The organism is Rhodospirillales bacterium (assembly GCA_018666775.1).
Classification (GTDB): domain Bacteria; phylum Pseudomonadota; class Alphaproteobacteria; order SMXQ01; family SMXQ01; genus JABIXC01.
In genome coordinates this window covers 465646-487889 of record JABIXC010000007.1, presented here as the reverse complement: position 1 = coordinate 487889, position 22244 = coordinate 465646, and the positions used below count along the sequence as shown (strand labels likewise).

Below are 22244 nucleotides of genomic sequence, written 5' to 3'. Positions count from 1 at the left end.
TTGATCGCCTTGGCTGCACCCGTCTGTCTTGTCTGCGATTTCTGTTTCATCTTCATTCCCCTTCGGGTCATTACGATGTGCCAGAAACCCTCTCTTATGCAATGCCCCTAATCTGTCCCATAGGCGCTGACGTTAGACAATATATATAGAAAGAATGGTGCACCCGACAAGATTCGAACTTGTGACCTCTGCCTTCGGAGGGCAGCGCTCTATCCAGCTGAGCTACGGGTGCTTTTGGCCATTTTGGGTCCCCGATAAGCGTATCGGTGGCACGGCGGGGAATTTACGCGAAACGGCGGCGCGGTGCAAATGCTTAGCTAAGGGGCCTGTGAAATTTGGATGTGTCCTTGTGGGATGGGGGGCTATTTTTGAAACAATGTGTGTTTGGCGGCCAGCTTGGCCATCTGCCCGGTTTGATGCAATTTCAACAAGGCTGCGTTAAAACGCTTTTGGAAATTGGTGTCATTTTTAATTTTTGAGAAAGCGAAGTAATTTTGAATGGGCTTAATTTCGGGTTTTAAAAACACGATATCGTTCATGAGAGAAAGTTTTTGCATTTCATAAAGGGCACTTTGCTCGTTGGCGATCAAGATATCCCCCCTGTTGGCCATCAACATGCGCAGGCCATGGGACAGTTTGTTTGCGATATCTATATTTAGATTATGTTTATAGGCATCAAATTTATCTCCATAAACCCAGTGCCGGATGGTGATAATGTGATGGTTTTTCAGGGTTTTAAAATTTCCATCCCAAGACACCTTCCTGCCAGCCTTTGTCATGAGGAGTATGTGGTCCTTCCTGAAGGGGGTATTGGAATACACTAAAAATTTCTTTCGGGCTTCAGACATATAGAGCCCGATGATGCCATCGGCCGAACCTTCTTTGACCATTCGTAGGGCACGCCCCCATGGCAGGTATATGGTTTTAAAGGTTTTCCCCATCTCATTCGAAATGGCTTTCAGAATATCAAAGCCTAGTCCGTGCACTTGGCCATTTTTATCTTGTTCAAATACCAAGGGATAATGGGTGCCGACAAAGGTGTAGGAGGCCTTTTCCTGAGCGTGAGCATGCATTGGGAAAAGGGGTACTAAAATCAGTACGATAAGTACCTTTATCAGCCATATTTTTTTCATAGATTGGTGTCCGGCCAAGGGGGTGTACATCAATGATGATGCGTTCAATTGTTACAGCTAACAAGACAGTCTACACCGTTAAAACCATCAATTATATTAACAGACAATTTATGGTAAGGTGAGATGCTGTTGTTCTGTCATTGGCAGGTACATTCCATGGGGGGGCCATGGAGTTCAGTGGTGTATGAAAGTTCAAGTTTCCGATTATTGTTGTGCGGATCTGTGTGTCATAGAAGGCACCAGTCAGTTGAAAATTCGGACACCCGATCACGGCGTTATGTTCTGCCCAAAACAAGTTGCCACCCGTTCTGCGTGTCTGGATAGGGTAAGCCGTTATGTATAAACCCCCAATTTTCAAAAGTCGCGTTGCCCGTCGGTTAATTCTGGCGCTGATCCTGTTCAGCTCTTGCATTACGTTGGTAACAACTGGCTGGCAGCTGCTCACCGATTACCGCCGCGATGTTGCGGGTATTAAAACCAGCGTTGATTTGATTCAGGCCAGTTATGTGGGGACGATTACCCAAAGCTTATGGGCGTTTGATGACGCACAGCTTGGCACCCAGCTGTACGGTTTATTGGCTATCCCTGATATTGAATTCGTAGAGATTAAAAGGGCTGGTGTCCCCCATCTATCGCGTGGGGTGCGGCGATCAAAAAATACGGTTTCTCAAGTGCTCCCCATTGTTTTTCGCGATAACACCCGTGAGATAAATCTGGGCCAATTGGAAATCGTGGCAAGCCTTGATGGCATTTACCGGAAACTTTATGAAAAGGCGTTCGTTGTCTTGGTCGGAAATGGGATCAAGACGTTTTTGGTTGCCGGGTTTTTGTTTCTGGTTTTTTTCTATTTGGTGTCGCGCCATTTGGCTCGAATTGGCACCTTTATCCAAGAAATCGATATTGGAAGGCCCCAAACCTATCTTGAATTGGACAAGGTTGGCCCTCCGGATGAACTTGATCAAATTGTCGATGCTTTAAACGGCATGTCGTCCAAAATCAGGGCAGATGAAGAACGTTATTCATTTGCGATGACGGGAACAAATGATGGTGTGTGGGATTGGAATATTCAAACGGGTGAACATTATTGGTCGCCGCGCTGGAGAGAAATCCTGGGCTATGGAGATTCAGAACTTGACCCTCGGGTCGATACCTTTTCCGATGCGCTGCATCCCGATGATAAAGATCGTGTGCTGATGGCGGTGCGGGATCATTTGGAAAAGCGTGCGCCCTATAATCTGGAACTTCGTCTGCGTGGCAAAGACGGCAATTATATCTGGGTCCAGTCAAAGGGTCAGGCTATTTGGGGCAATGATGGCAAACCGCTCCGCATGGCAGGTTCCATCAGCAACATTTCTGAGCGCAAACGGATGGAAGATGCACTGAAATCCAGCGAAGAGAATTTCCGCCAAATGGCAGAAAATATATCCGAAGTTTTCTGGATGACCGATCCTTCTAAAAACGAGATGATTTATATAAGCCCTGCCTATGAGCAGGTATGGCAGCGGTCTTGTGAAAGTGCCTATGAAAATCCACAATCTTTTATGGATGCAATTCACGTTGAGGATCGCGAGCGCATTCGCATGGCGCTTGAAAAACAAGCCGGTGGTGGCTACGACGAAGAATACCGCATTGTGCTGCCTGATAGTCGGATACGTCACATAAGAGATCGCGCTTTTCCCATTAAAAATGAACAGGGTGAAGTGTACCGGATCGTGGGGATTGCTGGTGACATAACCGAACATCGCCAGCGAGATGAACAGCTGCAGCAGGCGCAGAAAATGGAAGCGGTGGGCCAGTTGACCGGGGGCATTGCCCATGACTTTAACAACCTTTTGGCGGTCAGCATCGGCAACATTGAATTGGCGAAAGAAATTGCCGAGAGAGGCGGCGATGTTCAGCCGTTTCTTTCTATTATTTTGCATGCCAATGAACGGGGGGCTGTATTAACGAATCAACTGCTGGCCTTTTCCAGAAAACAGACATTGCTGCCAAAGTCGATTGATGTGGGTGAGTTGGTGGCCGGCATGTCCGGCCTGTTGAACACCGCTTTGGGCGAAACCGTTGTGATTAAGATCGTCAATGATGCGAGCCTTTGGTCGTGTGAAGCGGACCCCCACCAATTGGAAAGTGCGGTTCTAAACCTTGCGCTTAATGCCCGGGATGCCATGCCGTCAGGCGGGAAGCTCACGATACAAACCAGAAATGTCAGCCTTGATGATGATTATGCAGCAGCGCAGACCGAAATGGCACCCGGCGAATATGTGATGGTTGCGGTCACCGACACCGGCCATGGCATGCCCCGGCATGTGATTGATCATGCCTTTGATCCATTTTTCACCACCAAGGATGTGGGGAAAGGCAGCGGTCTTGGACTTTCCATGGTTTATGGTTTTGCGAAGCAATCGGGCGGCAACGTAACGATTTACAGTGAAATTGGCGAAGGGACAACGATCAGGCTGTATTTCCCCCGGGTTATGCAGGTAGAAAAATCCTTAATTCAAACAACTGAGGAGAATGTGCCTCAGTCCCGTGGTGAGACCATCTTGGTTGTCGAGGACGATCCAGATGTTCGTACCATGTCGGTCACCCTGTTAAGGGGCATGGGCTACGAAATTCTTGAAGCGGGGAATGGCGAAAGGGCACTTAAGCTTCTGGAGACAGCGCCCCAGGTAAATCTGTTGTTCACGGACGTGGTTTTGCCGGGCGGCATGAATGGGCCAGAAATCGCAGCAGAGGTTAGAAAATCCTTTCCCGGTATTGCCATCCTTTATACATCGGGATATGCCGATCTCGGGAGGGATGAAATGAATGGGCTCGGTGAAGCGTGCGAGTTGCTTCATAAGCCGTATCGCAGGGCAGGCTTGGCCCGGAAGGTGCGGATGGTACTGGATCAGGCAAAATCGTAAAAAATTTAATTTGGCCCGCCCGGGATGTGATTAATTTATGGCCAATGAATTGAAAACTGACAATCAGGCCATGATGTGCTAAGGCATTTACATCAACCTATTGCGTAAGAGGCTTTTTATTAGAAAATTATAAGGTATTCACAAGGAGGGGGCGGTAATGTCTGCAAAAGTAATTTGGTTATTTGCATTCGTCTTTTTGTATTGGGTTTATTGTATTTTCTGGGGCATCAAGTGCGCTCGTATGGCCAAAACGGCCGGTGATTATTTCATCGCAGGGCGACAAATTTCGATGTGGGTTTTCGTCCTGGCGGCGACAGCGACATCGTTTTCCGGTTGGACCTTTATGGGGCATCCGGGGCTCGTCTATCGAGACGGTTTTCAATATGCCTATGCATCATTTTACACCATCACCATTCCATTCACTGGCGTTCTCTTTCTGAAACGCCAATGGATGCTGGGCAAGCGGTTCGGTTATGTTACGCCGGGCGAAATGTTTGCCGATTATTTCCAGGGCGATGGCATCCGGATTTTGACAGTCCTTGTCGCATTGCTGTTCTCCATTCCTTATCTTGGGGTTCAGTTGGGCGCTTCGGGCTTTTTGTTTAACGTGCTAACCGATGGTCTTCTGTCGGTTAACGTTGGCATGTGGGTGCTTTCAGCGGTTGTGTTGGTTTATGTCGCTTCGGGCGGCCTTCGAGCCGTGGCGTATGTGGATACCTTGCAATGTATTTTGCTGGCATTGGGCATCATCATCACGGGCCTGATCGCGTTAAACCTGGCCGGTGGTTGGGATGCGCTGAATGCTGGATTCGCAAAGGTGGCGGCTTCTGGCGTTGGAAAGTGGGGGGTGACACCGGAAGGGCATAATGCCTATTTCGCCATACCGGGTGTGATCCAGTTCACCGCTGGCCTCGGCAAGGAAACGCCGGTCGGTGGTTTGTGGACCGGGATCATGGTGTTGACCTATATGTTTGCGTTAATGGGGATCCAATCGGCCCCGGCGTTTTCCATGTGGGCCTTCGGCAACAAAGATCCGAAGCCATTTGCACCACAGCAAGTGTGGGCATCATCGTTCTGCATCGGCTTTATCCTGTTTTTCTTCACCGCATTCCAGGGCATGGGCGCACATCTTTTGGGCGCCAACCCGTTGGTGAACGAGGCAGGATTAGGAATATCCACGGTGCTGGATGCGGCCATTGCCAAAAGGCCTGATTCGCTGGTTCCGTATTATTTCAACCAGATTGCGGATGGCACACCATGGCTGGTCGGCTTGTTGGCCGTTTGTGCACTGGCGGCCATGCAATCAACCGGTGCGGCGTATATGTCCACTGCCGGGGGCATGTTGACCCGTGATTTTTACAAGCGGTTCTTTAATCCCACGGCATCCCATGATCAGCAAAAGATGGTTGGTCGAATTGGGGTTGGCTTCATTGTCGTTGCCGCCCTTACGGTGGCAACTTTCTCCCGCGACGCTTTGGTGTTGCTGGGGGGCCTTGCGGTGGCCTTTGGGTTCCAGATGTGGCCGTCCCTTGCGGCGGTGTGCTGGTTCCCGTGGATCACGCGCCAAGGCGTCACCTATGGCTTGGCTGCGGGTTTGTTGGCGGTGATCTTCACCGAAACCCTTGGCCACACCCTGACCGGGGGCGTTCTTCCTTGGGGTCGTTGGCCATGGACCATCCATTCCGCTGGGTGGGGCATGATCTTTAATCTGTCTATCTGTCTTGTGGTGTCTGCGATGACACAGCAACAGGCGGCAACGGATCATCGCATGAAGTATCATAACTTCCTGCGTGAACATGCCACCCTGCCAGCAGACAAAAAAGCACTTGTTCCGTTGGCATGGATCATCACTCTGGCCTGGATGTTCTTCGGCATTGGCCCGGGTGCGGTGATTGGCAATACCATCTTCGGTGCCCCCAATGCGGGTGTTGCCGGTTGGACCTTTGGCATTCCGTCAATCTGGGCTTGGCAGATCTTGTTCTGGATACTCGGTGTCGGGATGATGTGGTTCCTTGCCTATAAGATGGAAATGTCCACGGTGCCTGATAAAGAAGTCGAAGCGCTGGTTGAAGATATCGGCGATACGGCGCAGGCTCAGGCAGGCGAGTAGTCAAAAAAAGCGTAAAATATGTGGGGAAGGGCTTTGCCCTTCCCCTTTTTTTTTATATCCTTGATGCATCAAGGTGACAGGCAAAGGGCAGGGATCAAAACTTCATGGCGGCGTTGTTTTCGGCGGATTATCAATTGCTCTGGACGGGTGTGTTGGCGTTGGCGTTATTCTTTCCTGTGCGCAAGCTGATCTGGGTGCTGTATATCAGGCGCGCCCAAAAGGCTGCTGATCTTGATCTTGAGCCTGAGGAACAGGCGCGACTTTTGAAACGCGCTGGCGTTACGGCCATCCTTTTGTGTGTGGTGTTTTCATATCTCTATACGGCCCATCTTATGGGCGGCAGCCTACCAGGGGCGGGGCTTTGAACCGCCAGGTTTTGCGTCGCTTTGTGATCCTGTGTGCAACGGCGACCTTTGTCATGTTCACGGTGTGGACGTTAACGACGGTTTTTTTGAATGAAGCACCTGGGGATTATTACACCCGTGAAGGCGATAACCGCCTGACCGAAAAAAATTACCCGGCGGCAATTGAGGCCTTTGACAAGGCGCTGGCTGAACAGGCCAATCACCGGGGCGCCATGATGGGCCGCGCCATTGCCTATATGCAAAGTGGGCAAAAACTTGAAGCGCGCGCCGAATATACAGCCCTGATTGCCTTTTTGACCCGAACCTTGGAAAACGATGATTTGACGGGCCGGGGTGTTCTGGCTGCGGCCTATGCCAATCGTGGGATATTGAATGATCGGGGGGGGCGTTATAAGCAAGCGCTTAGGGATTATATCCTTGCCCTGAGGACCGATCAGGAAATCCTTGAAGGCCCGGGCCTTTTGGACAAAATCGTCTATGGCACCCCCAATCCCACGACGGTTCGCGACAGGGCGGTTTATTTAAAAAAGCAGCTTGCGCTGCCGCCTGAGAAGCGATTGTTGAGGATGCCGGAACTGGACGCGAAAGAGCGAACCTACAAGCCTTAAGGTGGTTTTTAGAATTTTACGATGCCCAGCATGTCCTGGAACAGGACAAGAAAAAAGAAGACGGCCGCAATACAGCCAAACAGCATGTGCACAAAATCAGAAGAGCCATCTGCGTTACGGGTGGAAATGCCTTTAACGGCAATTGCTGCGGTGACGGCCAGAAAAATCCAGTTAAAGGCGGTCTCGTATTCTCCGGTGAATTCGAACATGGCTTCTGGCTCCCTTGTATCCCTTTTATTCTATTATTTTGTTCGGGGTGGCTTCAACTCTTCATCGGTGAAATAAGGCGGCAGAATTGATCCGGTTTCTTTGACCGTAAAATGACCAAGAATAATACCACCCCCAAGAACCACAATCACAAAGATACAGGCAAGGATCAATTTTAGCCGAGCATTGGGCGGGGTCAATTCATGGTCTGGATCATAGCGGTGATAGGCCGGATCATTGCCATCAAGCTGGTTGGTCTTATCCAGTGCCAGAATTTGGCGGGCATAATGTCTCACCCAATGGGGCACCCGGTGATGCAGCATGTAGGTATGAAACAACGGGCGGGCATCTGATTCGGGCATGTCTTTGCCAAACCAGTTGAAATAGGCGAGCTGCATCAATTGAAACTCGCCAACCTGTATCAGGTTGGCCGCGCGTGCAGCCTCGGCGCTTTCCGGGTGCTCGTCATGATCTGGCCTAAGCAGCGTTTGCAACAGTGACATCGCGTCATCTCACCATGTTGGGTCGCAAAGTTGGCACTTGATGTGTGCTGGGACTCGTCATATGGGTAATCCCATGGCTGATTTCAAGCAAATCACAAAAACGTGGGGCACCCGGCAGGCCGCTGCCTTGGCGTTTGTTCTTGTTGGTGTGTGTGGTCTGACCCTGTTTGGTGCGATTGGCTGGCGGGCACTTGTCGAAGTGTCTTCCCAAAAAGCAGCTTTAAACCTTGCCGGACATATTGCTGCAGCCAGCATTGCCTTTGTGGTTCTGTTAGCGGTGATCGGTGTTGCCTTTGATCGGGCATTGATCGCGCGCCGATTTAATCACAGGGATATTCCTGCCCGACCGGAATTCTATGATTATGCTTCCCCCGAACTGCCGCACCATATGAAGGCACTTGTTGATGATGCGCTTAAATCGCTGACCTATACGGTGTTCGATACAGAAACCACGGGGCTTAGGCCATCACAGGGCGATGAGATTATCTCTATCGCAGGCGTTCGCATTGATGCTGGGTCAGTGCAGCGCGATACGGTCTTTGATGCGCTGGTTAATCCGGGCTTTCCGGTGCCGAAACCATCCATCCGGTTCCATGGCATTACCGATGACAGGCTCATAGACAAACCGGCCATTGAATTGGTGCTGCCTGATTTTCGGGCTTTTGTTGGCGATAGCATTCTGGTTGCCCATAACGCGGCATTTGATATGCGGTTTTTACAACTGAAGGAAGATACCAGTGGTGTCGCGTTTCACCACGTGGTGTTGGATACGCTGCTGCTTTCGGTGTTCCTTGATCACGATGCAGAGGCCCATACTCTGGATGCGATTGCGGCACGCCTTGGCATCGTCATTGAAGGCCGCCACACGGCTATGGGCGACGCACTGGCAACGGCTGAGATTTTTATGGCGATGTTGGATCGGTTGGAAGCCCGGGGGGTGCACTCTCTGGGCCAGGTGATTAGCCTCAGCCATAAAATGACGGCTGTGCGAAAGCTACAGAATCAATTCTGAACTAAAAAATATTACCGCTCAGTTCCGCTTGCACCCGGTCCCGAAACTGCCGGATGGCTTTTAGCCCGTCCACCAGCATGTCTTTTTCGCGACGCGTAAGTTCATCGGGTGACATATAATATGAAATTTCCATGCCATCCCGGGCGCAGCCGATTTGATGGCGCATGATAAGCCAGCAGAGATGCTGATAGGCACCAACCAGATAATCATGTTCGTCATGGGCCAGATATCCGGTCTCTGCCAGACAGGCCATGCGGCCAAGGGTGGATAGCGCATCAACCCCGTCGCGAAGTGCGATGATCCGAACGGCCTCAATCAGGGGCAGCGTGCCCGATTGTTTGAGGTTCAGGGTGCCTTTATGAACATCGGTGTCGGGCACCAGAATAAAGCGATCAAAAAATCCCAACGCGACCCCGGCTGCTTTGGCCTCGTCGGCCAGATCACGGAGAAAGGATGGGGTGTTGGAAATCATTCCCAGCACATGATGGCGCAGTTCCCGGGCCAGTGCTTGCTCCCCCCAGATGGATCGAAAATCGAACAGAATATCGCAAAATCTTAAGCTGGCGACAGAACGCGCCGCCACCCAGATGTTGAATTGTGCTTTCCACTGGCTGATGGTTTTGCGCCACAGTGGGTTGGTGCCCATGACCGCGCCCCGGCACAGGGGAAACCCAGCTTGGTCAAGGGCCAGGGTGAGGCGTTGTGAGAATTCCATAAACCATCCGTCAATGCGGTCATGATCTTCATCTGGATAATCGGCAAGGATTAATCCGTTGTCTTGATCGGGGTGAATGAAATTTTCGCCGCGCCCACCAGACCCCATAATAATCACCGAAAAAGCGACGGGCGCTTTACCGAGCCCGCTTGCAGCCATATCATCAAGGGTTAAATCGGTGATGCGGCGATAGACATCGTTGTTTACTTCACTCAGGAGTGCCTGAATTTCCGGCACGGGAATGCCATCGTCGAGCATTTGGCCCGCAATGGCGCCGAGGCCGCCCTTGATGGCATTTAAACCTGCTTTTCCGCCATCTCCGGCCAAGGTGTCTATGTCGGCCATCAACTTAGGCGTGGTCTCGAATAAGGCATCCTTGAGGCGCAGGACACCGATCAGGGCGTTGTTCCCATCAACAACGGGTAAGTGACGGATGTCGCCGCGCCGCATGGCGGCAATGGCGTGAAATAAAAATTCATCTCCATGGATGGTTTGGACCGGTGCGGTCATGGCTTGGGTGACCGGGGCCAGGGGCTCGGCCTTGAACGCAATGCGGTTCACCACGTCTTGTTCTGTGATAATGCCAACTGGACAGCCCGCCCCATCATTGACAATGGCGCAGGTGCTGGACCCAACACGCAGCCGGTCTACGGCCTCTTTGCAGGTGGCATCTGCCCCGATGACAGTGCAATCGGTCTGCATGGCATCGCGGACAAGGGCACGATACAAATTGGTCTGGGACGTCACCGGAGCCTCCTTTGACAGAAAGTATCGGGCTGTTGGTTCCTACATTCGTTTTAGCATAGCAATACTTTGCCGGGTTTGGCCCTGATCTAGTCCAGGCCGTAAAAGGCGCGGGCATTATCGTCGAGGATTTTATCCACCACTTGTCCAGAGAGCGTTCCTTCGTCGCGCAGTTTTTGCATGGCATCGATTTCTGTTGCTTGATCGTGGTGTCCGTAATCGGTGCCGATGACAAGATTGTCTTCGCCCACTTTGTCGATGATATAGGGCAAATCGTCTGTTACCTGACACGCCACATAGATGTTGTTGTTCTTCAAGATGCCCGTGGAATCCCATTCCGGCTGGTTGCTGTTTTTCCAGTAGCTCAGTTCCGTGTAATTGATGGCATAGGGCAGCCATGAGGCACTGAATTCAACAAAGCCCCAGCGCATGGCGGGAAATTTCTTTGGAATATCGCGCATGATTAAGGCGTGAAATGCCCCAACACCCGGGGAGCGGTTTGACATGAACCGGGTAGAGGCACCTTTGAACACATCCATGTAGGTCTGGCTGTGAATGCCTGAATGGAAACAGGCGGCAAGATCAAGCTCCTGGGCTGCTTCCCACAACGGATAGAAATAGGGATCATCAGGCATCTTGCCGTCTTCGATGCCCACCAGAAAAACGCCACAAGCCCCGTTTTCTTTACAAAACGCCAGTTCTTCGCGAACGGTTTCCATGGAATGTAAGGGGGGGATGGCCACCCAGCGCAGGCGATTGTTGCTTTTTTTCCAGATGTCGGCCATCCAGCGGTTATAGCTGCGGCAAAGCGCCCAATTCCAATCGGGGTTTTCTGTTTTGCCACTCAGGAAGAATGACGGATAGAGCACCTGAACATCGACACCCATTTCATCCATGTGGCGAAGCCGACCTTCGATATCGGTCATCTCACGGGTACCCGGCGTGGTTCTCTGGTAGTCCTGATTGCGGGTTCCGGTCCAGACCGAGCCATCAACCAACCAGTATTCTTTGGTTTGGTTCCCGGTTTGGGTCAGAATTTTATCATCATCCATTGGCGCCAGACGCACAGGCCGGTATTTCTGTTCATCTTCGGACAGGTAATTGAAGGTTTCCATGGTTTCGATAACATGGGCGTCGGCATCGACGATCCGAATGGACATTGAATTCTCCCTGAATTGAGGCAGCAATTTACCCCGTATTTGTGAACTCTGGCCCCATTTTATCTGTAACCCGTGTTCCCGTACAGGGGCAGCCGGTTATTCACCGGTTTTATTGGGTTTTATGCGGCTGTATGCCCCCAGGCAGTAGCAAATTCTTTACCTGTCAGGCCCTAAAATACCCCCTGATATCTGTGAATATCCGTTTAAAACGAACGGTTGGAGAGACATGCCAGAATCTGGTGAACAGATACGCGCGCTTTCTGTTGGAAGTGACATTAAGGGGTATCGCGTTGAAAGCCTTCTATCCCAGACCGAACTTGGGCTGACCTATCTTGCCCGGGATTTGGCTCAGGATTTGGTTGTTTCGATTCAGGAATATTTCCCAACCGATTTTGCCAATCGGGAAGCCAATGGTGGCGTGTCCGATCTCGGTAAAAGTGGGGAATCCTCTTTCCAGTGGGGGCTGGAGCGCTTCGTTGCCAAAGCCAGCCAGCTTATTGGCATCAAGCATCCCAGCATTTCACGGGTCATTCAGGTTCTCCAGGCCAAGGGCACCGCCTATGCGGTTATGGAACACAGCGATGGAGAAACCCTCGCCCAACGCCTGGAGGCACAAGGCACCCTGTCAGAAGAAGAACTGAAGGCTATTGCCATCCCCTTGATTGCCGGCCTTCGATTGCTGCATGGGGCCGATTTGGTCCATCGGGATGTCCGGCCTGAGAATATAATCCTGACCGAAGATGGCGCCCCGGTTCTGACAGGATTTGCCATTACGCCAACAGAACTTGTGGAACGTCGCCAAACCGCCCAGGCCATGATGGCTTCGGGCTATGCCGCTTTGGAATTACATTCAGCGAAGGAAAACAAGGGCCCGGCGGCGGATATCTATTCCCTTGGTGCCATTTTATATCGCGGCGTAACCGGTGCGCCACCACCTGCGTCTCTTGAGCGTGCCATGGGGGATTCCATGTCTCCGGCAGTGGACGCGGGGAAGGGAAATGCCCGCCAGCCATTTCTGGATGCCATCGATATGGCGCTTTCGATCAGGGCAGAAGACCGCCCGATGAATATGAATGATTTTCTAACCCTGTTAGAGCGCGTTGATGCCGATGACCCCAAGGACGCCCCCGATGTTGCGAAAAACAAGTCGCGTTCCAAGCAAAATTTTCTGGGGAATTTAATCAAGGGGGCCAGTCGCGGCGGCAAAAAAGCGAGGGGTCCGGGCTTGATGGCTTGGATCGGCCAAACCATTGGGCATGTGGTTCGTGCCAGTGGGCGGGCGGTCAGCCATGTGGTTCTCTCCGGATTTGGAATCCCGGCCCTTGTTAAAGGGGTGGTTGGTGGATTGTCGTCAAAGGGGGTGCCGGAAACCAAAAGCAATTCAGTTGCAACGCAGCGCTCTGGTGGGCCATCGGGAGGGTCCGGGGTGTCTGGCGGGAACCGGGCAAAGGCAAAGCTGGATGGCATGCAGAACATGGCTGAGCAAAACCGCCAGCGAAACCGTTTGGCGCAGGCAGGTGGGGGTAATGAAAAGATCGTCCGCCGTGTCATGGGGGCTTTCAAGCCATCCAAACGGGGCCAGAAAAAGAAAGAAGTGCTCAGCCCGAAGAAATCCTTTATGCGCCTTGCCGGCATCATCACGGCGATAGCAGGGGCTTTGATGACCTTTCTTATGGTCGATTTTGGGGGTGATAGCGCGGGTTTACCGGGAAAAGAAAAAAAGAGCAGTGTCACGCTGGTCTTTAAAAAGAATGCGCCAGACAAGGTCGCAGCGGTGCGCAGACAAGTCTCACGGGTGCGCAGAAATGTTGCCGGGGTGCCACAAAAGGATGCGCTGGCCGATGGAGAACAAGGACCCAAAGCCGGCCAGGGCGGTCTCAAGAAGGACGGCGTTAAGACGGATGGTTTAGGGGAAGGGGCCACCGATCTAAAATCTGACAAACCCTCTGATAAGGTAGCCGAGGCCCTCTCTCTCAAGAAAGTTGTTTCTGCTGTTTCATCGTTTTGGGGGGGTGATAAAAAAATCGCAATTGTGCCTCCGGCAGAGGCTGCCAAAGCAAAGTTGGAATCAGAACAGCTTCGTTCCAGAAAGGACAGGGCCCGTGTTCTGAGAAACAAAAAGAAAAAAGGCGGCGGTCAGGTTAGAATTTTAGAAGGCACTGCATTTGTTCCCCCGTCCTCATCTACGTCCTCATCCACGTCCACGTCCTCATCCTCGACCAGCGCCTCCGCCCCCGCCCCCGCATCTTCTGCTTCGGGTGGATCTTCGGCCTTTACCGCGGTCTCTGCAGCCCTCCAGCCCGCCCCAGCCCCAGCCCCAAAAGCAGCCCCCCAGCAGGCGGCAGCGCCTATGCAGGCAGCGTCGGGACAGCAGGGTGTGGCAAATCAGGCGGCACCCGTGCCGGTGGCATCGGGGCAGCAGGTCGCGCCCCAACAGGCGGTGCCTCAGCAGGGCGTTGCCGAGGCAGGGATCGCGCAACAAGGTGCACCCCAACAGCCCGGCGCTGCACAAGTGACTGCGCCCACATTGCCTCAAGTGGCATCGGGGCAGCCGATAGCGCCGCAAACGCAACCCCAACAGGCGGTACCTCAGCAGAGCGGTGCCGAGGCAAGGGCTGTGCAACAGCCCGCACCCCAACAACAAGGCGCCGTATATCAGGCCGCACCGCCCACCCCGCCTCAAGTGGCATCGGGGCAGGCAGTCCCCGTGCCAGTGGCATCGGGGCAAGGCGCGCCTCAACGGGTGGCATCGGGGCAGGGCGTTGTGGGACCGGGCGTTACCGTGCCAGCGCCTCAACAGGGGGTCGTTTTGCAACCGGCATCTCAACAAAGCATCGTTTCGCAACAGGCCGCGGCCCAGCAAACCGCGAGCCAGCAGGCGACATCTATCGAAAATGCATCTTTATCAACCGCGCCCCCAACCGGGCATGATGCACCTCCCTCAGCACCTCCCTCAACAACCGTTCCAATGGCGGATTCCACGCCCATTCAGCAGGCAGCAGCACAACCGGCATCTCAGGCCGCATCTCAGGCAACATCTCAGGCTGCGCCTCAACTGATGGCAACTGGGCAGGCAACGTCTCAGCAGGTGGTGGCTCTTTCCCCTGAACAAATGGCCCCAGGACAAGTGTCCCCAGGACAAGTGTCGCAAGAAACAATTCATATCAAAACGGAATCTGATGGCACAGCCCCGGCCTCAACGCTGCGGGCACCGCTGAAGGCTGCGCCACCGCCATTGGTAAACAGCAGCAGCGAAACAGGTGTCACCATATCTCTTTTTTCAGCACTCCCGGATCCGGGCGGGATCGTGGCAAAAGATAAAGCCCCCATGGTGCCCCCCGGGACACAGGATCAGCACGTGTCACAGCATTCAAGTGTGTCGTCAGGGGTGTCATCAGAAATTTCAAATGCAACGCAACAGGGCCCCAGCCCAATGGCCGCAAATGTTGCCCGAAATTTAACCGAAGCAGGCGCGGTGGTTCGCGCTGCCACCCCCCCCGCTGCTGATACCACAAATGTTGCCACCTTGCAGGACAAGCCACAATCGGCGGGGGATGACGCTGAACCTGATCCTGATTCTGTGACGCGCCATCAGGGCCGGGATAAAGCACCTTGGGAGCGCATTTTTGATATGCCCGGATTTAAGACTGAGGCCCTTGCGGTTTTGCCCGATGGCGGGATTCTTACTGCCGGGCGGAATAATTCGGGGTCATGGCTGCTGCACATCAATGCGACTGGCGATAAGGTTTGGGGTCGGGCCTTTGATGGGCATAAGGCGGATGTGCTTAAGTCTCTGGCCATCCTTCCCGATGGCGGGTTGGCGGTGGCTGGCGGGCAATATCTTCCAATCAGAAAAAATACAAATGGGGATGCCTGGGTTATGCGCCTTAAAACCATCGGCAAAACGGTTCGGGGAAACACGGTTGGCCTCTACACCCGGGCTCACAGCATGATTGCTCTGGAAAATGGTGATCTGGTCGTTGCCGGGGCCATTAATGCCCAGGCGCTTTATGCCGCAAACACCAGTGGCCCATCAACCGGCGCGGACGCAGAAGCTGGTGAAATTGTGCTTCTAAAAGAGGGTGGGTTTGAAGTGGCGGGCTATACATTTAACAGCCAAAGCACGCATCAGCCATAAGCATCTGGATTTACAGTGGCGAGGTCTAGCTGGCCAGTGCCGTACCTTCAATGCGGGCATCTTTCAGTTTGATGCCCTTTGTGTTGCATCCCTCTAAATCAGCGCCTGTCAGGTCGGCACCGCTTAGATCGGCATCGGTTAAATTGGTTGGCCATTTGCGCCCGGTGGAAACGCCGTAAGCGTCCATGATGTCCGCGGCCCCAAGCTTTGATTCGCATAAGTTTGCTTTTTTAAGTTTGGCCTGGCTGAGGTTGGCACCGCTTAAGTCTGCCCCGCGAAGATTTGCGCTGGAGAGTACCGCACTACCGAGATCAGCCATCAGGAAAAGACAGCCTGCCAGATTAGCACCGGAAAGGATGGCCCCGCGCAAGGTGGCGGCGCTCAGATCGGCACCGGCCAGATCCACATGGGCCAGGTCGATTTCATCAAGATTGGCTTGTTCGCCTTTGGCACCGCCGCTCTCGATCCAGCTGTAATGGCTGTTAAGCAGGTCCTGGACGCTGTCAGGCAAGCTGTCTTGGGAGCGTAGGAATACGGCATCTTCCATTTTGGCGGTGGTTAAATCCACGCCTTCCATGTTGCACCCAGCAAGATTGGAGCCCGACATATTAACATCCGTGAGCACCGCCCCGCCCATGTCTGCGCCCATGAGTGATGTGTTTTCCATGGAGGCTCCGGCAAGGTTGGCGCCAGAAAAATTACAGCCATTGAGGTTTGATCCGGTGAGAATAGCCCCGCTTAAATCCGCACCATGCAGGTTGGCATCGGTCATATCCGTTTGCAAAAAGGTTGAATTGGCAAGGTGACCATTGGCGAGCTTTGCACCTCGCAAATCGGCATTGCGCACTTCCAGATTGCCGCCATCAAGGGCGATCAATTTTATTTCATTGCGACCGTCATCATCTTTTTCTTGGGCCATGAGCGTGCCATCACGCATGTCGGCACCAGCAAGACACGCCCCGGTCAGATCCGCCCCGCGCAGACAAGCCCCCCTTATATCGGCCCCGGTGAGGTTGGCTTTCCGTAAATCACATTCGCTGAAATTAGCACTGAACAGATCGGCATCGCTAAGATCAGCCCCGCGCAGGTCGCTGCGGGTAAGATCGGCCCCGGTGAGTTTGATCCTGGCCAGTTTTGCGCCTGAAAGGGCCATACCGTACAGTTTTTCAAGGGAAAGGTTGGCCCGTTTTCCGCCTTGTTGGTGGCAGGCCCATTTCTCATGGTTCATGAGAATGAGGACAATTTCTTGAGGCGTCATAAAGTATTCCGATCATGCAGCAGAATAGCGCGATAGCTGGTCAATCGGGAATTCTGGGTAAAATGCTTTTACGAAGCATTAAGATTAATGGAAATCAGCAGAAAAAATCGTAATTACACTTAAAAATCAAAGCGCTATGCGCATAATTCCTGATTTATCTTAATTTATTTCCAAAACCCAAGACTGCGCCCGCTTTTCCGCATTGGATGGCAGAGTGGCTTTTTGGTCTTTTAGCCATGCCAAAACATCTTTAAAGACGGTCTCTGCCTGCAAATCGCGAAGCAACATGTGATATCCCGCGTCATACACCGCAATGCGTGTGTGGGGGCGCTTCAAAAGAATTTGGGCGACTTCTTTGGTGGGGCGGGAGGGAATAATTTCGTCGCGCGCACCATAAAGCAACAAGACCGGGGCCTTGATATGGGGTGCACTCTTTAAGGCACCATCCATGAGGTTGACCAACCCCCAGATGGTGTCGATCCGGGTTTTCTTGATCACCAGTTTATCGGCGGAAAGCTTTTTGAGCATTTCAATATTGTCAGATGGCTGGATGCCAAGCCCTTTGCCGGAAAGTTTGAGCCATGGAACCGTGTGGGCCGATAGCCAAAGCAAGCTTCGTTTGAAGAGACCAAGGTGTTTGCGGCCCCAGACCGCAGGGGCAACTAGAACGGCGCCAGCAATGGCGGGCTTTGTGTCGTTGGCCCGTCCGGCAAGGGTTGTCATGACCACGGCACCGCCCATGCTGTCGCCCACCAGATAAATTGGCAAATTGCCATGGCGCTTTTTTGCAGCCCCAATCAAGGCATCAAGATCGGCCTTCATAGTGGCGACCCCGGCCCATAGACCGGTATGGGGTGATTTGCCAAAACCGCGCTGGTCAATGGCGTAGGTCAGCACGCCGTGGCGGGCCCAAAATGTTGCTGCGGTATCAAAAGCAGGTGCGTAGTCATTGAACCCGTGGAAGGCCAAAATCACAGCCCAGGGGTTGCCAGATTTTGGTGTCCAGTGTCGGATGGGCAAGGGTGTCCCGTCCCGGGCAATGAATTGGTCGGCCTCTATTCTAGCGTCCCTCACCATGGGCCCGGAGTCTTGCAAACGGGGGGAACAGGCGGTTAAGAACAGAAAAACAAGGGCCAACCATCGGGTCATGGCACATCGTCACACGGTGGCGGCTTCGGTCGCGCCCCGGTCAGTTCCATGAAAACGTCTTCCAGCTTTCCCTCAGATATTGAAAGATCAGCAATCATCAGCCCGGCATTCTGGATGGCTGTAATGATTTCGCCTATTTGGGTTTCGCTGCGTTTAAACCGGAAACGAAGGCACCTTGGGGGGGATAGGGTTACATCGAATTTCTGTAATGCCACCGGCACGGTTTCAAGGTCTTGTGAAACGGTGGCAATCATTTCTCTGGTGTCGATGCGCTGCAGCAATTGGGCGGTTTGTTCACAGGCAATGACATCGCCCTCATCAATGATGGCAATGGTGTCGCACAATTGTTCGGCTTCTTCCAGATAATGGGTGGTCAACAATATGGTGGTGCCCGCTTCGTTCAGTTCCTTGATATAGGCCCAAAGTTGTTGGCGCAGTTCCACGTCCACGCCTGCGGTGGGTTCATCAAGAACCACCACCGGTGGGCGGTGCAAGATTGCCTTGGCGATTAAAAGCCTGCGCCGCATGCCGCCTGACAGCGACCGCGAATAGGCATTGGCTTTGTCAGCCAGGCCGACAATTTCAAGAATTTCATCCGTGCGCCGATCTTTTGGTCCGATGCCATATAGTCCAGCTTGAAATTCGAGCAATTCCCGGGGTGTAAAAAATGGGTCCAGGTTAAGTTCCTGGGGCACCACACCGATGGCCGTTTTGGCATTTCGCCGGTTCGTATCGATGTTGTAATCCCAAATATGCACGCTGCCGGCCGTTTTGGTGGTCAGCCCCGCCAGAATATTGATTAAGGTGGACTTTCCAGCGCCATTTGGCCCCAAAATCCCAAAAAAAGCGCCCCGTGGGACGGTCAGGTTGACGTCTTTAAGGGCGGTTTTAGGGGGGCTTTTGGCATCCCCTTCATAGGTCTTTGAAAGGCCGCAGATTTCCACGGCATTTTTGGGTAATCTGTCTTGATCAACCCTAAGATCTGGGGAAAGTTCGGCATTCCGGGGCTTGGGCCCAGATGGGTAAGTAACATTCATGAAAAAGCTGTTTCCGGCGGTTGATTGCGCATAGGCAATCGGTATCATCCGGGGTATAGGGTGGTCAACACGGCCTTTCGCGCATTCGTATCAGAAGAGGAATTCCTTGATGGAATCTGAAAAAGAAACCGTAATTATAGTGGAAACCCCAACCGTTGGCTGCAATGGGGGCACCCATGGCCATCCCCGGGTCTTTCTGAATTTGGGCGCGGGTGGCAAGGCTGAATGTCCTTATTGTGGGCAGCATTTTGTCTTGAAAGCCGGCACCAAGGTTGGAAGCAGCCATTGAGTCCATCGCCAAAAGCTGGAAGTAAACCCCATCATCTGTTTTTGGTGGATGGGTCCGGGTTTATTTTTCGCGCCTATTTTGCGCTGAAGTTAAACATGACCCGAAGCGACGGCACACCCACCAATGCGGTGTTCGGGTTTTGCAATATGTTGATGAAGCTTTTGGACGACACAGAGGCTGATTATCTTGTCGTGGTGTTTGATGCCGCACGCAAAACCTTTCGCAGTGACATCTATCCCGATTACAAGGCCCACCGGCCACCACCGCCCGATGATCTGGTCCCCCAATTTGCCCTGATCCGTGAAGCAACGGCGGCCTTCAATGTGCCCGCCGTGCAGCTGGAAGGCTATGAAGCCGATGACTTGATTGCCACCTATGCCCGTCAAGCCCGCGAAGCAGGGGATGAGGTAACCATCCTGTCTTCGGACAAGGACATGATGCAGTTGATCGGCTTGGGTGTCAGCATGCAGGACCCCATCAAATCCGGCCGGATTGGTGCGGAAGAAGTGATGGTAAAATTTGGCGTGACGCCTGACAAAGTGATCGAGGTTCAGGCGCTGGCCGGGGATTCCGCAGATAATGTTCCGGGCGTGCCCGGCATTGGGGTGAAAACGGCAGCGGAATTAATCAATCTTTACGGCGATCTTGAAACGCTGTTGGCAAAAGCCGGAGAAATAAAACAGCCAAAGCGCCGCCAAAACCTGATCGAATTTGCAGATCAGGCAAGGGTTTCAAAGCAATTGGTGATCTTGAAGGATGATGTGCCCGGCGTTGATGATTATCACAGCTTCATCAAACGCGAACGCGACACCGAAATGCTCCTTAAATTTTTGCATGCACAGGAATTTAACTCCATCGCCGCACGGGTCAGAAGTGAGCCTGATGGCGATGGTCGAGTGGTTGAGCCGGGCTCCCAAACCAATGCCAACCCCGCACCAAAATCAGGTGAAATGCCCCCCGCGTCTCAAGATTCTACCGCACACCCAAGCGCCAATTTAGGCAAGGGCGAATACGAACTGGTGACCGATGAAGACAGGCTTTCTGTCTGGATCAAAGCGGCCATAGATGCGGGCCGGGTTGCCGTGGACACAGAAACCACCTCCCTTGATTCCATGCGTGCAGAACTGGTGGGGGTTTCTCTTTCCTATGATGCGGGCAAGGCCTGTTATATCCCGCTCGCCCACCGCATGGTGGCACCCCAAGGGGCGCTTGATCTTGGGGGCGATGGTGATGATGGGGGCACAGATCAGAATACACCGGAACAAATTGATCGGGACACGGCGCTGGCACTTTTGAAGCCCTTGCTGGAAGACCCATCGGTGTTGAAGGTTGGGCATAATATTAAATACGACACAGAAATTCTTGCGCGCTACGACGTTGGGATTACGCCTGTCGATGACACCATGGTGCTGTCTTATGTTCTGGAAGCAGGCCAGCACGGCCATGGGCTGGATGAATTATCGTTGCGGATGCTGGGTCATGCCAATATCAAATTTGGAGACGTGGCAGGGGTTGGTAAAAAAAGGGTGACCTTTGATTATGTGCCGCTGGACCGCGCGCTTGATTACGCAGCGGAAGACGCAGACATGACCTTGCGGCTGCATGATGTTTTGAAACCCCGTTTGGCCCGCGATCATATGGCAACGGTTTATGAAACCCTTGAACGGCCCCTGATCCCGGTTCTGGTTGCCATGGAAAGTGCTGGCATCAAAGTGGCCCCCGGGCATTTAAAGACGCTGAGTACAGATTTCACCAAACGGCTGGATAAACTGGAAATTAAAATCCACGCCACGGCGGGGCGCGACTTTAATGTCGGCAGCCCAAAGCAATTGGGCGAAATTCTGTTTGATGATCTGGGTATACCGGGGGGCAAAAAAGGCAAAACCGGGGCCTATGCCACAGGGGCAGATATTCTTGATAATCTGGCAGGCCAGGGCCATGACATTGCCCAACAGGTTTTGGATTGGCGTCACTTATCAAAACTTCGGTCCACCTATTCCGATGCCCTGCAGGCCCAGATCAATCCAGACACGGGCCGGGTGCATACATCGTATTCCATGGCCGTGGCATCGACGGGCAGATTGTCATCGACCGATCCCAATCTTCAGAACATTCCCGTTCGCACCGAAGAAGGGCGGAAAATCCGCGAAGCCTTCATTGCCGAAAAAGGCATGAAGCTAATTTCTGCAGATTATTCCCAAATCGAATTGCGCCTTTTGGCCCATGTCGCCGATATCAAGGTGTTGAAAGATGCCTTTCAAAATGGCGATGATATTCACGCATTGACCGCATCGGAAATGTTCAATGTACCCATTGAAGGCATGGACCCGATGATCCGTCGGTCGGCCAAGGCTATCAATTTCGGGATCATCTATGGCATTTCGGCCTTTGGCCTTGCGCGCCAGCTTTCCATTCCCAATGGCGAAGCGGCGGAATACATCAAATCCTATTTCAAACGCTATCCCGGCATTCGCGATTACATGGAAGACACCAAAGAATTTGCCCGCAATCATGGCTATGTGGAAACCATTTTTGGCCGCCGCATTCACACCCCGGGCATTTCTGCCAAAGGCCCACAAAAGGCCTTTGCCGAACGCGCCGCCATTAATGCCCCGCTTCAGGGGGCTGCCGCCGATGTCATCAAGCGTGCCATGATCCGCGTGCCCGCAGCCCTTTTAAAAAACAAGCTAAGCGCCACAATGTTGCTGCAAGTCCACGATGAATTAATTTTCGAAGCCCCAGAAGCCGAAGCCGAAGCCACGGCAAAAGCAGTGGTGGCCGTAATGACCGGTGCCGCCCATCCAGCAACCAATATTTCTGTGCCCCTAGAAGTTGAAACCGGCATCGGCGACAGCTGGGCCGAAGTGCATTAGGCCATCTGGCCCAACTTAAGTGCAGATAAATCAGGGA

Annotated in this window: 16 protein-coding genes and 1 tRNA gene; 8 read left to right on the top strand and 9 right to left on the bottom strand. The window is 52.9% G+C overall.

Going from position 1 to position 22244, the window contains the following annotated elements:
- Window positions 1-155 precede the first annotated feature (155 nt).
- Window positions 156-232: transfer RNA gene (locus HOJ08_04490), tRNA-Arg, on the bottom strand.
- A 130-nt stretch (window positions 233-362) separates the two neighbouring features.
- Window positions 363-1133 (bottom strand): transporter substrate-binding domain-containing protein, encoded by a 771-nt coding sequence (locus HOJ08_04485; protein MBT5672695.1) that lies wholly within the window; start codon window positions 1131-1133, stop codon window positions 363-365.
- Window positions 1134-1468: 335 nt separating this feature from the next.
- On the opposite strand from HOJ08_04485, the gene HOJ08_04480 reads away from it, so the two are divergent.
- From HOJ08_04480 to HOJ08_04465, 4 genes are all read left to right on the top strand, one after another.
- Entirely contained in the window at window positions 1469-4039 is a 2571-nt protein-coding gene (locus HOJ08_04480; GenBank protein ID MBT5672694.1) for a PAS domain-containing protein, read from the top strand.
- Window positions 4040-4196: 157 nt separating this feature from the next.
- Window positions 4197-6149 carry a sodium:solute symporter family protein gene (locus HOJ08_04475; protein ID MBT5672693.1) on the top strand — a complete coding sequence of 651 codons (1953 nt, stop codon included), beginning with the start codon at window positions 4197-4199 and terminating at the stop codon, window positions 6147-6149.
- 104 nt (window positions 6150-6253) lie between these two features.
- Complete coding sequence (locus HOJ08_04470) at window positions 6254-6514, top strand: hypothetical protein (protein ID MBT5672692.1); 261 nt, start codon at window positions 6254-6256, stop codon at window positions 6512-6514.
- Window positions 6511-7122 (top strand): tetratricopeptide repeat protein, encoded by a 612-nt coding sequence (locus tag HOJ08_04465; GenBank protein MBT5672691.1) that lies wholly within the window; start codon window positions 6511-6513, stop codon window positions 7120-7122. The genes HOJ08_04470 and HOJ08_04465 overlap by 4 nt, the downstream gene beginning before the upstream one ends.
- Window positions 7123-7130: 8 nt before the next feature.
- Here HOJ08_04465 and HOJ08_04460 read toward each other — a convergent pair whose 3' ends face one another.
- Together HOJ08_04460 and HOJ08_04455 are read right to left on the bottom strand one after the other, a co-directional pair.
- Window positions 7131-7331, bottom strand: a complete 201-nt coding sequence (locus HOJ08_04460) for a hypothetical protein (GenBank protein ID MBT5672690.1) — start codon at window positions 7329-7331, stop codon at window positions 7131-7133.
- 33 nt (window positions 7332-7364) lie between these two features.
- Window positions 7365-7832, bottom strand: coding sequence for a hypothetical protein (locus HOJ08_04455; protein MBT5672689.1), 468 nt, complete (start codon window positions 7830-7832; stop codon window positions 7365-7367).
- A gap of 73 nt (window positions 7833-7905) precedes the next feature.
- Here HOJ08_04455 and HOJ08_04450 point away from each other — a divergent pair, with 73 nt between their 5' ends.
- Complete coding sequence (locus HOJ08_04450) at window positions 7906-8844, top strand: hypothetical protein (GenBank protein MBT5672688.1); 939 nt, start codon at window positions 7906-7908, stop codon at window positions 8842-8844.
- A 1-nt stretch (window position 8845) separates the two neighbouring features.
- On the opposite strand, the gene HOJ08_04445 is transcribed toward HOJ08_04450, so the two are convergent.
- Both HOJ08_04445 and HOJ08_04440 read right to left on the bottom strand, forming a co-directional pair.
- Window positions 8846-10306 (bottom strand): CBS domain-containing protein, encoded by a 1461-nt coding sequence (locus HOJ08_04445; GenBank protein MBT5672687.1) that lies wholly within the window; start codon window positions 10304-10306, stop codon window positions 8846-8848.
- Window positions 10307-10392: 86 nt separating this feature from the next.
- A complete protein-coding gene (locus HOJ08_04440; GenBank protein ID MBT5672686.1) occupies window positions 10393-11463 on the bottom strand; it encodes an amidohydrolase family protein in 1071 nt (356 codons plus the stop codon).
- Between the two features lie 226 nt (window positions 11464-11689).
- On the opposite strand from HOJ08_04440, the gene HOJ08_04435 reads away from it, so the two are divergent.
- Window positions 11690-15601, top strand: a complete 3912-nt coding sequence (locus tag HOJ08_04435; GenBank protein ID MBT5672685.1) for a protein kinase — start codon at window positions 11690-11692, stop codon at window positions 15599-15601.
- A 25-nt stretch (window positions 15602-15626) separates the two neighbouring features.
- On the opposite strand, the gene HOJ08_04430 is transcribed toward HOJ08_04435, so the two are convergent.
- The 3 genes from HOJ08_04430 to HOJ08_04420 all read right to left on the bottom strand — a co-directional run bounded on the left by HOJ08_04430 (window position 15627) and on the right by HOJ08_04420 (window position 19045).
- The gene (locus HOJ08_04430; protein ID MBT5672684.1) at window positions 15627-16859 is read right to left on the bottom strand and encodes a pentapeptide repeat-containing protein; all 1233 of its coding nucleotides are present in this window, start codon (window positions 16857-16859) and stop codon (window positions 15627-15629) included.
- A 159-nt stretch (window positions 16860-17018) separates the two neighbouring features.
- Complete coding sequence (locus HOJ08_04425) at window positions 17019-17936, bottom strand: alpha/beta hydrolase (protein ID MBT5672683.1); 918 nt, start codon at window positions 17934-17936, stop codon at window positions 17019-17021.
- Window positions 17937-18004: 68 nt separating this feature from the next.
- On the bottom strand, window positions 18005-19045 hold the full coding sequence (locus HOJ08_04420) for an ABC transporter ATP-binding protein (protein ID MBT5672682.1): 1041 nt from the start codon (window positions 19043-19045) through the stop codon (window positions 18005-18007).
- Window positions 19046-19154: 109 nt separating this feature from the next.
- Here HOJ08_04420 and HOJ08_04415 point away from each other — a divergent pair, with 109 nt between their 5' ends.
- Both HOJ08_04415 and polA read left to right on the top strand, forming a co-directional pair.
- Window positions 19155-19334 (top strand): zinc-finger domain-containing protein, encoded by a 180-nt coding sequence (locus HOJ08_04415; protein ID MBT5672681.1) that lies wholly within the window; start codon window positions 19155-19157, stop codon window positions 19332-19334.
- A complete protein-coding gene (gene polA, locus HOJ08_04410) occupies window positions 19271-22207 on the top strand; it encodes a DNA polymerase I (GenBank protein MBT5672680.1) in 2937 nt (978 codons plus the stop codon). The genes HOJ08_04415 and polA overlap by 64 nt, the downstream gene beginning before the upstream one ends.
- Window positions 22208-22244 lie beyond the last annotated feature (37 nt).